Here is a 15,248-nt window from a genome sequence, read left to right as displayed (position 1 = left end):
CTTAACGTAAAACCTCGTTATTCTGTTTATACTTTGAATTTCTTTAGATGTTAAAAGCCGTGTCAATGATCTGTTGCTGTTCACGGGCATGTACTTTCGCATAACCGGTTGCTGTGGAAGCGCTCGGGTTGCGGCTGATAACACCATAGTTGATCTGTTTCAGGTTCATTTGCAGGAATGCTGCAGCGCCCATGTTCAGTGGTTCTTCCTGTACCCAGAAGAAGGTAGCCCCTTTATATTTCTGTGCGATGGCTTCCAGTTGTTTAACCGGCAGCGGATACAGTTGTTCCAGGCGAACAATCGCTACATCTTTGCGATCATCTTTAGCCTGTTTGTCGCTCAGATCAAAATACATTTTACCGGAGCACAGTAATACCTTCTTCACCACAGCGGCGTCGTCGATAAACGGATCATCCAGTACTTCCTTAAAGCCACCCTGCGTAAATTCCTGCATAGCAGAGTACGCGCCTGTATGACGCAGATTGGCTTTTGGAGAGAAGTTGATGAGTGGTTTGCGGAACTGCCAGGTTAACTGACGGCGTAACGCATGGAAAAAGTTGGCGGCAGTTGTGATATTGGTGATCACCATATTTTCTTCTGCGCATTGTTGTAAGAAGCGTTCCGGGCGGGCGTTGGAGTGATCCGGTCCACCACCCTCATAACCATGAGGCAGCAGCATTACCAGGCCATTTTGCGTAGTCCATTTTTGTTCTGCGCTGCTGATGTACTGATCAATCACTGTTTGTGCACCGTTTACAAAGTCGCCATACTGGGCTTCCCACAATACCAGGTTATTGGGATTAGCCATAGCATAGCCATATTCAAAGCCCAATACACCATATTCGCTCAATAAAGAGTTATAAATTCTGAATTTACCCTGATTTTCCTGGAGATGACTGAGACGGCTATACGTTTCATTGGTATTTTCATCAAACAGTACCGCATGTCGGTGAGAGAAGGTACCACGTTTTACATCTTCTCCACTCATTCTTACATCTTTTCCTTCGATCAGGAGGCTGGCATAGGCCAGTAGTTCACCGGTGGCCCAATCCACTTTGCCTTCATCCTGGTACAGTTTTATTTTGTCCTGCAGCAGTTTGCTCACTTTACGCAGGGGCACGAAGTTTTCGGGCCATTTCATGAGGCCGTCGAACAAGCGTTTAAAGTCGTCTTCCTTGATAGCGGTTACCGGGGAAGCATCAAAATCCTGCGAGGTGGCTTTGCGCAGGGCCTGCCACCATTGCTCCGGTTTCTGGCTTACATAAGGCAGCGGATGTTGTTTTACTTCATCCAGGCGTGCCTGTAAATCGTCCCAGAAGCCTTTTTCCATTTCTTTGGCCAGCGCCTGTGCTTCAGACTCGCCGTTGTTTAGGAGGAACTGGGTATATACTTCCCGCGGATTAGCGTGTTTTTCAATCAGGGCGTAGAGGCTCGGCTGTGTAAACTTGGGCTCGTCGCCTTCATTGTGACCATGTTTGCGGTAGCAAACCATGTCGATAAACACATCTTCGTTGAATTCCTGGCGGTAGCGGGCGGCCAGCTGGGATACTTTCACCACTGCTTCTGCGTCATCGCCGTTTACATGGAATACCGGGGCCTGTACAATAGATGCTACGCTGGTACAGTAATCTGAGGAGCGGGCATCATCAAAATCGGTGGTAAAGCCGATCTGGTTATTGATCACAAAGTGAATGGAACCACCTACGTAGTATCCTTTCAGTTTGCTCATCTGTTCCACTTCATATACAATCCCCTGACCTGCAACGGCGGCGTCGCCATGAATGAGGATGGGCAGTATTTTGTCGTAATCGCTGTTGTAGATCACATCTGCTTTACTGCGCGCAAATCCGACCACGATCGGATCTACCACTTCCAGGTGGGAAGGGTTGGGCATCAGTTGCAGGTTAACGGGTTTGCCACCGGGGGTGGTTACCTGGGAACGGAAACCGAGGTGATATTTCACATCGCCGCTGCCCATTGTCATATCCGGTACGGCAAGTCCTTCAAATTCATTGAAGATCTGTTCGTAGGTTTTACCGAGGATATTGGCCAGTACGTTTAAACGGCCACGGTGAGCCATTCCTATCACAGATTCCTGTACGCCATATTCCGCGGCTACGTTAATGATTGCATCCAGCGCCGGAATGGTGGATTCTCCGCCTTCCAGGCCAAAACGCTTCTGTCCGATATATTTTGTGTGAAGAAACTTTTCAAAAATAACACCCTGGTTCAGCTTCTGCAGGATGCGTTTACGCTGCTCCAGCGACAATGGCTGCAACATAATAGACTCAAATTCTTTCTCCATCCACTTCGCTTTATCACGGTCGTTGATGTAGGTGTATTGAAGTCCTACGGAACCGGCGTAGATCTGCTGCAGATAGGCAACAATCTTCTCCAGGGAGGCTTTACCCACGCCAATGGTGGTTCCTGCGTAAAATTCGGTTTTAAGATCAGCGTCCCCTAGTCCAAAACTGGCAAGATCCAGGTTGGCCTTGCGGTCTTTTCTTTCACGGATGGGGTTGGTTTTAGCAATTAAATGGCCCTTTTTGCGATACGCCTGGATCAGGCGGTACACACCCAGTTCTTTCGCCAGCTGGTCGTCGCTCACCGGCAACGAAGTGCTGCCTCCTGCTACCGGCGCTGATATTGGCGCCTTGCCGTTCACATTGGATACTGCAAAATCAAATCCTTCGAAAAATTTAACCCAATCCGGGTCTACAGAGTTGGGATCTTTGCGGAAATCCTGGTATAACGATTCAATGTAAGCAGGATGTGAGTTGGTGACGAATGAGAAGTCCTTCATTTACAACGAGTTTTGCTGATCTTCAGTTCAAATACTTTTCTGTTGATCCCAATATATTAATATATGGGATTGCAAATATCGCTCGTTTTTCGATACGCTGGTTGGAAAAAATGAGAAAAAATCAAGTGATTATCTGTGATAAAAGGTGCTTATATTTGTAGTTCACCGGAAAAACTACATTTAGTTTGTTTTGTAAAGGTAAAATAGTTACCTTTGCCGTCCGAAACTTGAAATTTGAAAAATGGCAAACCATAAAGCAACAAAGAAAGACGTACGTCAAAGCAGAAAGCGTAATGAGCGTAACCGTTACTATGGTAAAACTACCCGTAACGCCATCCGCGACCTGAAAGCAGTTACCGATAAAGCAACAGCGGAGAAAGATTTAACTGAGGTAGCTTCTATGCTTGATAAGCTGGCTAAACGTAACGTTATTCACAAGAACAAAGCTGCAAATCTGAAAAGCAAGCTGGCTAAGAGAGTATTAGCTCTGGCTTAATTGCTTCAGTAACAATATTTATAGCTCTTCCTCGAAAAGGAAGGGCTTTTTGTTTTTCCATTTTACCAAGATGATGAAAAAGATACTCCTGCTTCTGACCGCCCTGTTTCCCCTGCTCTCTTCCGCGCAGCACCTCACCACGCGATACGAAAAAACCAATGGCCGCGAAACCGCCACTTACACCGAAGTGATCCGGTTTTACGAACAGCTCGCCAAACGTTTCCCGCAGATCCATATACAAACCATTGGCGCCACCGATGCCGGATTTCCCCTGCACCTGGTGACCTACTCCCCCAGCCGGAATTTCGACTTTAAAAGCCTCCACAAACAAAATAAACGGATTATCCTCATCAATAACGGCATCCATCCCGGTGAACCCGATGGTATAGACGCCAGTATGTTGCTCCTCCGCGACCTCGCACAGGGGAAAATCCATCTCCCGGAAAATATCATACTCGCTGTAATCCCCGTATATAATATCGGCGGAATGCTCAACCGCTCCCCCTGGTACCGGGTAGATCAGAACGGACCCGATGCCTTTGGCTCCCGCGGCAACGCCCAGAACCTGGATCTTAACCGCGACTTCATCAAAGCCGATTCAAAAAATGCCCTCGCCTTCCAACAGATCTATCACCTCACCGATCCGGACGTATTTGTGGATAACCATGTGAGCAATGGCGCCGATTATCAGCATATCATGACCCTCCTCACTACCCAGCACAATAAACTGGGCGGACCAATGGGCGAATTCATGAGCAAAACATTTGAACCCGGATTATACGCCCTCATGAAAAATAAAGGCTACGACCTGGTTCCCTACGTAAATCACTTTGGCGAAACACCCGACAGCGGATGGGTGGAATTTGCCGACCTACCCCGCTACTCCACCGGTTATACAACCCTTTTCCATACCTTCGGTTTTGTACCCGAAACACATATGCTGAAACCCTACCCATTGCGCGTAAAAGCAACTTACGCCCTGATGGAGTGCTTCATCGAATTTACCGCCACGCACAGCGAAGAAATTAAACACCTGCGCGAACAGGCAAAGCAAACCGCTCTTACACAAAAAACGTTTCCCCTCGCGTGGCAATTTGATATGAACAAATACAGCCTGATCACGTTCCGTGGCTTTGCTTCCGGACACAAGCCCAGCGCAATTTCCGGTCTGCCGAGGTTGTACTACGACCGCACCCAACCCTATACCAGACAGGTGAAATTCTATAACTATGCTACCGAAGAGAACTTTGTGGAAAAACCGCAGGCATATATTATTCCGCAAGGTTGGTGGGCAGTAATCAATCTGCTGAAAAATAACCAGGTAAAAATGCAGCCGCTACAACACGATACGACTATCCTCGTAGAAGTATATCATATTGCCGACTTCCAGAGCTACACCAAACCATTTGAAAAACATTACCTGCACACCAACATCAAAGTAACCTGCAGCAAAGATTCAATCAGGTTCCGCAAAGGTGATTACTATATTCCCATGAACCAGAACGCCAACCGTTTCCTGATGGAAACACTGGAACCCACCGGTGGCGATTCCTTTTTTGCCTGGAACTTTTTTGATGCCATCCTCGGACAAAAAGAAGGATATTCTCCTTATGTTTTTGAAGATACCGGCGCTGAATATTTAAAACAACACCCGGAGTTACAGGAATTATTAAATAAGAAGAAAGCCGCTGATACCGCGTTCGCCAACAATGCCAGTGCGCAGCTGAATTTTGTGTTTAAAAATTCACCTTATGCAGAACCGGAATACATGCGTTACCCGGTGTATAGAGTGCAATAAGATATTATCAGCTATGGAAGCGGAGATGTAAGCGGGTCTTATGTCTCCGCTTTTTTTATGCATGCTGTTCATGATAATGAACGGATCAGTTCACCCCTGAATAAAATGAACGGGATTTTATTGATGCATGCTTTAAATTCGTTCGCATTTAATCGTTTGTTAACATACCTCAGAGAAATGAAGTGGGCATAATCCTTCGGTTATAAAACCATATCAACATGAATTTTTCTCTTCATCCAAAGCATTTGTTTATGTGTATTCAACACACGAAAATCATGGCTTCATTTACTATGTATATAATACCTATTCTTTAAACAAAAAACTAAAAACATGTCTTACAAGGAATTTGTACAGGATTTAAAACAAAACATTGTTCGAAGCAGATACATTGCTGCAAGACTTGCAAATCAGGAGCAACTAAAACTCTATTTCAAAATCGGACAGATGCTTTCGGAGAAAATAAGTGCGGAGAATTGGGGAGCAAAAGTAATCGGGCAACTCTCTATAGATCTGCAACAGGCCCTACCTGGTTTAAAAGGATTTTCCACAAGGAACCTTAATAACATGAGGCAGTTTTACGAGACATACAAGATTTCTCCAATTGTGCAGCCAGTGACTGCACAATTGGAAAAATCCTTCTACAGTATAAGCTTTACACATCATATCCTTATAATAAACAGATGCAGTAAGCCCGAAGTGCAGCTTTTTTATATCTCCCAAGCCGCAGAACAATTCTGGTCAGTAAGAGAATTGGAACATCAAATCAACGCCAATCTTTTCAAACACCAGGGTAATATGCCCCACAACTTCAATAAAACCCTTCCGGAAAATATCAAATCCAAAGCACTGGAAGTATTTAAAGATGAATACCTCATCGACTTTGTTAATATTAATGAAGAAGATGATGAAGGTATCCTTGAAAATGAAATAGTGAACAACATCAGGAAGTTTATTATGAGTATGGGTAAAGGATATTCCTTTATTGGTAATCAGTATAAACTGGAAGTAAACAACAATGAATTTTTTGTGGATCTGCTCTTCTATAACAGGCACCTGCAATGCCTTGTAGCCATTGAGCTTAAACGTAAAAAGTTTAAATCCGAATACGCCGGTCAGCTGAACTTTTATCTGAATGTGCTGGATGATAAAATAAAGCTTCCGCACGAAAATCCAAGTATCGGCATCGTACTATGTAAACAGAAAGACAATATGGTGGTTGATTATGCTATCAAATCTATCGATAAAGCGATGAGTGTTGGCACCTATACACATTATCACGCGCATAGCATACCTGAAAACATGAAAGAATTTTTGCCCGATGCAGAAGCATTGGGCAAAATGCTATAAAAATGATAATGAACAACTCACATTACTTCCTGTGCTAAAATTGTCTGCAACTAATCTGAGGCTATGCAGACAATTCTAGTAAATTAAGAAGATGTGAAGGTTAAACCCTTTCCAGTTTCAGCATCGCATGCTGTTCCCCGTAAAAATGATTGTAGAAGAGAATAGAGCGAACAGGCGCAGACAAATGTTCCGTACCGGGAAACCAGGCTGTGGGTATTTGCTGCGCTTTGATAATCTGCGCGGCTAACCATAACCCAAACGCCCCGGCCGTATCATATTCACCACAAAGATGCTTGAACGGCAACTGTGGTATACCTGGAAAACATTGATCCAGCTCCTGGTAAAAATGTTCGTAATTACTATCGCCGTTACGGCCGGTAATGATCAGGTCAGGAGGAGTGGTAAAGGATTTCAGTGCCGCGGACAATTTCTCCCCGGTTGGTTTGTACAGCATCCTGAAATCCGAAATGGCTGCATAACTCTGCGGTGTAGGCATGCCCGTTAGTGTGAAGAAAGTGGCGCCTTCTCCGGCAATGCTGCCAGGTGAAAGATGACGGTATAATTCCCGGTTGTCGGTAGGCTGGTCCTTCCAGAAACCGATCCGGCTCTTGATATAAAAATGCTCTTTTGTAATTTCTTCAAATGCGCCGGTAAGCGTATGCGTGGCACCCTCCTGCAACAGCATCATGCTATCCAGCAAAGCATTTTCAAAGGAAAAACCGCGGTGTACAAAAGTGTTATTATACGCTGTGCACTTTTGTTGCAATGCAATTAATCCATTCACAGAATTGTAGGTAGATTGAATAAAAGGAGTTGGGTTCAGAGCTGTTTCCTTGTATTCGGCAATCTCTTTGATAAATTTCTCCGTGTCCTGTAAACTGCCTTTGCCGGTGCCGGTAACAATGGGTCCTGGTATGGTGATGCCACTTTCCTGGCTGCATTTAAGTGCAGCGGTCAATCCCATTTTAAGCACCCTTGTCATACGACGCAGGCTGTTGCCGGGGATGAATGGCTTATAATCGGGTTCTATACAGGCAAGCAGATTACTATCTGTATGTACCAGCTGCGCCGAAAAAATATCCCCTTCAAAAGTTGGCTGCGGGGAGATGGCCGCCATTGCTTGTATGTAACACTTACCCTTCATATTTGCTGATCACCAGGGAAGCATTGTTGCCTCCAAAGCCGAATGAGTTTGAAATAACATGATTTACCGGGTACTCCTCCATCAGGGTGGTAACCGGACTGATATTCAATTCCTCCATCCTTTCTGAGAAATTGAGATTGGGAAATATTATCCCGTGTTGAATAGCCAGTATAGAATAGATGGCTTCTATAGCGCCTGCTGCTGCCAGTGTATGCCCGGTAAAAGGTTTGGTGGAACTGAACAGGGGAACTTTATCCCCGAATAAACGTTCCAGTGCCTTTCCTTCGGAAACATCGTTATTCAGCGTGGCGGTGCCATGCACATTGATGTAAGATACTTCTTCCAGTGAATGTCCGCTCATGGCCAGCGCCATTTTCATGGCTTCGTAGGCGCCGTCGCCATCCGGTGAAGGAGACGTTGGGTGGAAGGCTTCATTGGTATTACAGTATCCGCTTAGCTCCGCCAGTATGCGGCTGTTGTTGGCTGTGGCGAAAGATTCACTTTCCAGTACCAGGTAAGCTGCGCCTTCGCCCAGGTTCAAACCGGTGCGTTGCTGATCAAAAGGCCGGCAAAACTGCTTATCCACATTTTTGAGGGAATTGAATCCATTCAATGTAAAACGGGTAAGCGCTTCGGTGCCGCCGCATACCATCCGTGGCAGCATACCCTGCTTAATCATACGTGCACCAAACATCAGTGCATTGGCGGAAGATGAACAGGCGGTGCTGATCGTAGCAATATGTTCACTGAATCCTACGGTATCGGCTATACGCTGTGTACAATCCGCGCAATCCAGTGTATCTATATATTGTAAAAAGGAGCCGGTTTTCTCAGGATTAATAATATCAAAATATAACTTCTCGGTATCACACATCCCTCCTACTGTACTGGCATTGATAAAGCCGGTGGGAGCCGATTGTACATCCGTAATACCTGCATCCTGCAAAGCTTCCCGTATGGCTGCCAGTCCGAGTAAAGCAGTACGTGTATATCCTTCCTTTTCGGGTATACCGGCCAGTGCAAACAAGGACTCGCTCGCGTGTTTTACTTCTGCAACAGGCAATACATTTTTATAGATGGTATCAATGTAGCTGCTGTAACCCAGTCCACTTTGCTGTAAGCGCAGATGGTGCAAGTTTCCGGCTACATCATCACCAATGGCGGTGATCATTCCTATCCCTGTTATAAACACTCTTTCCGCCATGTAGCCAGTTTACTTATGCCGGTTGTTTTGCCTGGATAAACTCTGCCATAGACTGAACAGACTGCAGGATTTTACGACCTTCGCGCGGGTCCTCTACTTTGATGTGATACTGTCTTTCCAGTAACACCATCAGTTCAAGCGAATCGATACTATCGAGACCCAAACCTTCTCCAAATAATGGTGCATTGTCATCAATGTCTTCCGGTTTGGTATCCTGAAGGTTGAGCGCCTCAATGATTTGTTCTTTCAGTTTCTTTTTTAATTCTTCCATAATGTTGTAGGTTTATCGCCTGTTGTTCACAACAGGCGAATGCCCTTGTGGGGAGTAAAAATACAGTTTTACTATTGTTTTGAAAACATTTATCAGTTCATTCTTCTTTTTTCCACCCATCCGGCTATGGCCAGCATAGCCAGTCCGGTGAGTATTAATCTCAACACATTTTTCCACACGAATCCGACATCTCCATTGCGCAGGTAAATATCGTTAATAGCATCTAGTCCCCAGCTTAAAGGCGACAAATGCCCCAGCAGCTGCATCCTGGCAGGCATTACCTCCAGCGGGATCCATATGCCGCCAATGGCCGACAATATCACGATGGAGATAGCTCCGAAATTCAAAGCCTGGTTAGGCGTTTTAAATACCGTGCCAATCAGGATACCATAAGCCGTTGCGGCCAGCCCTATTCCACCGGCTACCAGCAGGGTGGCTCCCGGATGCTGTCCCATTACCAGCTGCGGCAGATCCAGCAGCGGCAACACATAAATGCCGACCAGCATCATCAGGTAAAACTGTAATACGCAAACCCCTACGAAAAACAGCATCTTACCGGCCAGGATAGCCAGGTATGATCCGGGTATCAGCTTCATCCGCAGCAGGCTGCCATCTTCCCTTTCCCGGATCATGTTGCCGGCAATGGGTATCACAATAAAGAACATCGCAAAAATACTCCAGGCCGGCACGTTGTGCTGAACAGAATTGGAAATTACATCCAGTTGTTTGGCAGTACCTGTGCTTTGCTCCTTCAACCCCACTGCCTGCAAACGAATAGCCAGCGTATCTGTGGCAGCAATGGTGCTGTCTTTACTCCTCAGCTGCTGTTTAATACGGCTTAACAGCATATCTGTTTCCACCTGTGTTAGGAAGTTATCTACCGACTGGTGAATAGCGCCTTTAAATGCTTTCTTCGCCGCGGGGTCAAAATAGATTGTTACGTTTAATGAATCAGGCACTTTTTTCACAGGCAGAGATACAGACATTCCCATCCGGTGAGTGATATCATTTACAATACGGTTAGCATTGCTCACAATAGCGGCTGTAGCGCCTGCGGGTATGATAATACTGATCTTGTATTTGCCTTCGTTCACCAATTGTTTGGCCCGTTCTGCCGTTACCGGCTGACCATCAAGAGAATCGATAATATTGAATTGTCCGCCGGAAGCCAGCCCTTCTTTTACAGACCTGCCCAAACGGCCATGATCATTATCTACCGTTAAAATATCAAACCGGATATCCTGGTAATCCTTAAAGGGGGCGTCCTGGATCAGTGCCATTACAGTAATCAACACCACAGGCATTATAAACAGGAGGATGATCCCTGTTTTATCACGTAACAGCAATTGCCACTCTTTCCTGATTGTTGCCAGTAGTCTTAACATCGCTTTTGGCCCTTAGCTTTTAGCTTTAAAAAATTAATCCCGGAGTGCATTTCCGGTAAAATGCAGGAATACGTCTTCCAGGTTATTACAATCCGGATGCTGATGGATGAGGGTTTGCGGGTTACCCTGTACGATCATTTTTCCTGCATCCATGATCACTACTTCTTCACATAACGACTGTGCCTCTTCCAGCAGATGGGAAGTATACAGGATACTGGTTCCCTGGCTGTTGTAATCGCGCAGGAACTGTAATATCATACTGCGCGACTGAACATCCACACCAGCAGTAGGCTCATCCAGCACCAGCAGTTTGGGGTTGTGCAGGATGGCTGCAATAATGTTGGCCCGTCGCTTCATACCGCCGGAATATTTATGGATTTCTTTGTGCGCGCTTTTCTCCAGGCCAAACAGCTCGAGGTAATGCATAATTTTCTGTTGCAGCGGCTTTCCTTTAAAACCATAGAGGTTACCGAAATAGGTGAGATTTTCTACGGCAGATAGTTGTGGATACAATGCTATCTGCTGTGGTACGATCCCGATAATATGTTTTATTTCCTCCCGGCGGGCGGCCTGCTGCTTCAAGTCGTGTATGATTACTTCTCCGCTGTCGCCCCGCACAATACCGCATAATATTGAAATCGTGGTGGTTTTACCAGCTCCGTTGGGACCCAGTAAACCGGCAATCTTTCCCTTCCCGAACTGAAACGTAAGTCCCTTCAGTGTGGGTTCTGCACTACCCTTGTAGGTTTTATATAGATCTTTTACAGATATGCCGGACATAATTCAATTGGATATTTAATTACCACTTCACCTGTGCCAGCTTACGGAAGAATGCATCTTCCGATGCCGCACACTCCAGTAGCATCTGGCTTAGCTCTTTATAGGAAACGTTATCTGCCGATCTGCTTTTGCACACACGGCCGGCGGCAAAGGCAAAATTACGCCATAAGTCACCGGTTTTAGTCAGTTCGCCTGCAAGCCTGCTCAGTTCATCTTTCTTCAGCAACACTGCTGCTTCCTGTAAAAAAGCGGCATACAGGAAACGGAAACCTGCACCACCGGTGCCGATCTCTTCCTGCATACGGATAATATTTCCGAGATACAGCGTAGCTTTCCGGTCGCCTGGATTTTCGGCGTAGTTGGCTACTTTTTTTGAAAGAAAGCGGATTCCCTTTACGCCGAACATAGGGATGGGAACTTTCAGCATAAAGTGGCATGCCTGTTCAATACCGGCTTTGACCGGTTTTTCAAACGAGGCAGAAGGCGGTACGTGTACCGGGTAATACATTTTTCCTTTAGGGGCCGGAAATCCTTTGGCAAAGCGGGCTTGCGCCAGGCTTTCCGGGTCAATGGTGGTGACGGTATCCATTACCGGATCGCTTACCAGGTATTGTCCATCCTGTTTGCCATAAACAACCAGGTTATGTGCGTTAAAATGAAACCGGTAGGAAGCGGGAAAATAGGGCAGGTAATAAACACTGGATTGTAATCCAACGGGAATACCGGCTTCAATTACTTTGTCCAGCGCCTGCATTCCTTTTTCCGGGGTAGAAAATTTTTCGGATTCCATCCGTACGCCCAGCCGCTTGCATACCCGCTGGAAAATAGCGCCGGGCCATATCCTGTACGTAGTACCGGGCACGCCGTTCACCTTTAAAAAAGGCAGATGGCCGAAAAAGATGCCGGCGCCAATACCAAACGCCATTGGTTCACTGATCTGTAAGCCATAATGTCCCAGCAGGTTTGATATTACTCCACTTTCACAATGGGCGGTCTGGTTGTGTTGGAAAAAAGAATTAGTCATAATATTTTTTGTAGCAGCATTATGAATAACGGATTTGCGGGAAGATCATCGGATATCATTTACCCACAAATCCGTTATATCTGTATGCTTTATCTGATCTGCAGCAGATCTGTTAAGCTCACTTTGAAGGCATCTGCATAACGCTGCAGCAATTTAGGACTGAGCTTTTTGAATACGCCGGGTTTCATGTGTCTTTTTACCTGCCACTGGAATTTACCGACGTAACTGGCCAATAGTGGCAGATCCATCAGGTTCTTTTCCATGTAATAGGCAACAGGACTTATTTCGCCTGCTTCTACCCGGGCGCGTGCCGCTTTTACTTTTTCGTTTACTTCTTCCCAGGCCTGGTCCAGTGCAATGTTTTCCGGCTCCCAGCCTGCACTTTGCACCTGTACATAATTGCCGGAATTATCCACCGCATACATAATCTGCTTGAATGTACCTTCATGCAGGTTATCACTATCCTGCGGTACTTCCTCTTTTTTCATGATGGCAGTTTTAGAAGTGATTGCTTATACTACGGTAATATGCGCATAAGCATATGAAAAACGTGCGCTTTCCGGAACCATCATTACTACTTTCTGTCCTTTCTTAAAGCGGCCGCTGTTCATCAATTCTTCCAGCATCAGGTATGGCGATGCGGTACCTACGTTACCTACATTGGCCAGGTTGGTGAACCATTTTTCCAAAGGAATAGGAACGCCTAACCGGGTAATTTCCTCATCTATCTTTAACCTGAAAAATTCAGACGACAGGTGAGGTAGGAAGAAGTCTATTTCATCGAGATTAATATTGTGGCGCTCTACCAGCTCTTTCCACATTTGTGCTCCGGAAGGAACAATATTTTTACCGAGTAAACGGGTATCTTGTTTAAAGGAGAATACGCTATGCTGCGCCCATTCTTCAGGGGTCATATCAATCCATCCGGTGGTACTGCCATCCGGTTGTTTGATAGCGCCGGCATACATGCATGTTTCCAGCTCATTGGCGTAGGAAAGTATTTCTACCCAGTCAACCCGCAGGGATAAGCCTTCTTCATTGGGTTTATCCTGGAAAAGGGCTGCACTGGCGCCGTCTGATAGCATCCAGCGGAGAAAATCCTTTTCAAAGGCGATGATGGGATTTTCGTCGAGGCTTTTCAGGTTTTCTGCTTCCGGCTGGAATTTCTGTGCCAGCATCCAGGCGGAGAATTTTTCAGAACCGGTGCTTACGGCGTTGGAAGTATTACCGCAACGGATGGACATCCAGGCATATTTAAATGCCTGCATTCCTGCCGCACAGGCTCCTGTGGCTGCAATTAGCTCTACCGGCTGACATTTCAGGATACCATGCACCATAGCAGCATGATTGGGCAACAACTGATCAGGAGAAGTGGTACCGCAGGCCAGTAACTGTAATTTGCTGATAGGAAACTGCTCATCAAATAATTGTGATACTGCTGTTGCGGTCATCTCTGCATTGGAATGGGTGGATTTCCCTTCCTTGTCCAAAGAGTAGTAACGGGTTTTGATTTTGTTGTTACCAAGTATCTTCAAACGTGCACGGGAAGCCTTTCCATCTACCATGCCGAGAATGCTCTCCATTTCCTCATTTTCTACAGGCTTGTTAGGTAAAAATTTAGACAGCCTGGTAATATAAACTTCCTTCATTTGAATTTATTCGTCTTTTAAGGCTACATGTAAAACCTGGTCAGAGCTGCCCTGCCTTGCCAGCCAGCTCACAGTGAAAAACATATTTTAATTTAATATACGTTGTATACAGACGTAAATATAGAATTCTAATTGGAATTACAAGTATCACGCCACTGCGTAAAAGTCGCTTTATACACGCTTTAAGTACGCCTTTAATGTGGACTTGATACCTATTATCTCAGGGAAATACCCTTATAATAATCTACTTCGCGGCGCAGCTTAGCCTTTTTCAGATTTAACTGTATAAGGGAAGTAATCAGGGATATCGGCGTTAAAACAAAAATACCTACCAGCAGTAATCCCCGGTACATGGATACGCGTCCCTGACGGGAAGGAGCGCCCGGACCGCCTTTGGCGCTGATGAACCTTGCCCAGAAGCGGAAGGCCCTGATCCCTTTATTTTCCAGTACTACCAGGTTGGGAAGCAGTTCCACTGCGTCCAGTGACAGTAGTTGCGAATGTAACGTGTCCCATTGATTTTTTTGTAATGCGGCTGCTATTGGGGTGGCAAACCGGCTGGAGGTAATGATCTCGTTTTCCTGTACCCCTGCCTGCGGCAAAAAGCGCGTGGCTTCCTTTTTCCCTTTAAACGCCCAGCGAAGAATGGTAATCAGGGAAATGAGATTGGGTGATTTATCTACCAGTACAATATTGCCCACAAGGGTGCTGCCGGCCTGATGCAGATAATTTTTCACCTTCTCCTGTGCATTCAGCCACATATTACGGCTACCCAGCAGAGTAACTACCTTTTTGCCTTTCAGCAGCTGTCTGGCGGCTTCACTTTGCAGGAAAGCGGCGGTTGGCTGTGAAGGAGAAAGGAACCAGGGCTGATAAGCCAGTATAACCAGGTCGAAATGTGCATTCACGTCCACTTTCAACGGCTCAATACCACGGGGGGTGGACTGAACGGTTTCCGGCATCGTATCATAAAACTGCTGTTTCCCCCACGGGAAAGGAAAAGGCGTTACAGGCACCAGTTGCTCAAAAGTAATATCGGCTTTGCCTTCCAGCGGAGCCAGCACATGATCAATAATCCTTTTCAATTGCCCTGTCTGTGTATAATATACCACCAGGATCTTCGGTCTTTCGTTCATAAAAGGAATAGGAGTTCAACAATTCAAAACGTAAATCAAACAGTTTAAATAGTAAAATCTACAATTCAAGCCGTAAACATACAAAAAAACGGCAATGATTCATGTGATTTAATGATAATTTGACGCGAAATGTTGACGGGATGGGGGTATTTGTTAAAGGGGTAATGTCTTGTGCCCCAGCCAGGTACAGCATCAGCGGGTTAATTATAGC

The 15,248-nt window shown here is 45.8% G+C and carries 13 protein-coding genes and 1 pseudogene; 4 read left to right on the top strand and 10 right to left on the bottom strand.

Features of this window, described 5'->3' with window-relative positions:
* Positions 1–43: 43 nt before the first annotated feature.
* Positions 44–2,803, bottom strand: coding sequence for a 2-oxoglutarate dehydrogenase E1 component (locus ACMXI2_RS01880; RefSeq protein WP_483780030.1), 2,760 nt, complete (start codon positions 2,801–2,803; stop codon positions 44–46).
* Positions 2,804–3,044: 241 nt separating this feature from the next.
* On the opposite strand from ACMXI2_RS01880, the gene rpsT reads away from it, so the two are divergent.
* The 4 genes and pseudogenes from rpsT (at position 3,045) to ACMXI2_RS01860 (ending at position 6,444) form a co-directional block, all read left to right on the top strand.
* Positions 3,045–3,299, top strand: a complete 255-nt coding sequence (gene rpsT, locus ACMXI2_RS01875) for a 30S ribosomal protein S20 (protein ID WP_079469282.1) — start codon at positions 3,045–3,047, stop codon at positions 3,297–3,299.
* A 73-nt stretch (positions 3,300–3,372) separates the two neighbouring features.
* Positions 3,373–5,097, top strand: a complete 1,725-nt coding sequence (locus ACMXI2_RS01870; protein WP_483780029.1) for a M14 family metallopeptidase — start codon at positions 3,373–3,375, stop codon at positions 5,095–5,097.
* 330 nt (positions 5,098–5,427) lie between these two features.
* Positions 5,428–5,868, top strand: a pseudogene (locus ACMXI2_RS01865) (DUF1016 N-terminal domain-containing protein); the annotation flags it as partial.
* A 24-nt stretch (positions 5,869–5,892) separates the two neighbouring features.
* Positions 5,893–6,444 (top strand): PDDEXK nuclease domain-containing protein, encoded by a 552-nt coding sequence (locus ACMXI2_RS01860; RefSeq protein ID WP_483782425.1) that lies wholly within the window; start codon positions 5,893–5,895, stop codon positions 6,442–6,444.
* Positions 6,445–6,544: 100 nt separating this feature from the next.
* Here ACMXI2_RS01860 and ACMXI2_RS01855 read toward each other — a convergent pair whose 3' ends face one another.
* The 9 genes from ACMXI2_RS01855 to ACMXI2_RS01815 form a co-directional block, all read right to left on the bottom strand.
* A complete protein-coding gene (locus ACMXI2_RS01855; protein WP_483780028.1) occupies positions 6,545–7,561 on the bottom strand; it encodes a beta-ketoacyl synthase chain length factor in 1,017 nt (338 codons plus the stop codon).
* 16 nt (positions 7,562–7,577) lie between these two features.
* Positions 7,578–8,792, bottom strand: coding sequence for a beta-ketoacyl-[acyl-carrier-protein] synthase family protein (locus tag ACMXI2_RS01850; RefSeq protein WP_483780027.1), 1,215 nt, complete (start codon positions 8,790–8,792; stop codon positions 7,578–7,580).
* 13 nt (positions 8,793–8,805) lie between these two features.
* A complete protein-coding gene (locus ACMXI2_RS01845) occupies positions 8,806–9,063 on the bottom strand; it encodes a phosphopantetheine-binding protein (protein WP_079469287.1) in 258 nt (85 codons plus the stop codon).
* 92 nt (positions 9,064–9,155) lie between these two features.
* Positions 9,156–10,448 (bottom strand): ABC transporter permease, encoded by a 1,293-nt coding sequence (locus ACMXI2_RS01840; protein ID WP_483780026.1) that lies wholly within the window; start codon positions 10,446–10,448, stop codon positions 9,156–9,158.
* Between the two features lie 33 nt (positions 10,449–10,481).
* On the bottom strand, positions 10,482–11,228 hold the full coding sequence (locus tag ACMXI2_RS01835; protein WP_483780025.1) for an ABC transporter ATP-binding protein: 747 nt from the start codon (positions 11,226–11,228) through the stop codon (positions 10,482–10,484).
* A gap of 19 nt (positions 11,229–11,247) precedes the next feature.
* Positions 11,248–12,252, bottom strand: a complete 1,005-nt coding sequence (gene darH, locus ACMXI2_RS01830) for a BtrH-related acyltransferase DarH (RefSeq protein ID WP_483780024.1) — start codon at positions 12,250–12,252, stop codon at positions 11,248–11,250.
* Positions 12,253–12,341: 89 nt separating this feature from the next.
* Positions 12,342–12,740 carry a flexirubin biosynthesis protein DarG gene (gene DarG, locus ACMXI2_RS01825; protein ID WP_483780023.1) on the bottom strand — a complete coding sequence of 133 codons (399 nt, stop codon included), beginning with the start codon at positions 12,738–12,740 and terminating at the stop codon, positions 12,342–12,344.
* Positions 12,741–12,764: 24 nt separating this feature from the next.
* On the bottom strand, positions 12,765–13,901 hold the full coding sequence (gene darB / locus ACMXI2_RS01820; RefSeq protein WP_079469291.1) for a dialkylresorcinol biosynthesis protein DarB: 1,137 nt from the start codon (positions 13,899–13,901) through the stop codon (positions 12,765–12,767).
* Positions 13,902–14,116: 215 nt separating this feature from the next.
* A complete protein-coding gene (locus ACMXI2_RS01815; RefSeq protein ID WP_483780022.1) occupies positions 14,117–15,037 on the bottom strand; it encodes a hypothetical protein in 921 nt (306 codons plus the stop codon).
* Between the last annotated feature and the right edge of the window lie 211 nt (positions 15,038–15,248).

The sequence above is a fragment of the Chitinophaga sp. G7 BAM 1005 genome, from assembly GCF_057126945.1.
Note: the sequence above shows the minus strand (reverse complement) of the source record. Positions and strands in the feature narration are given on the sequence as shown.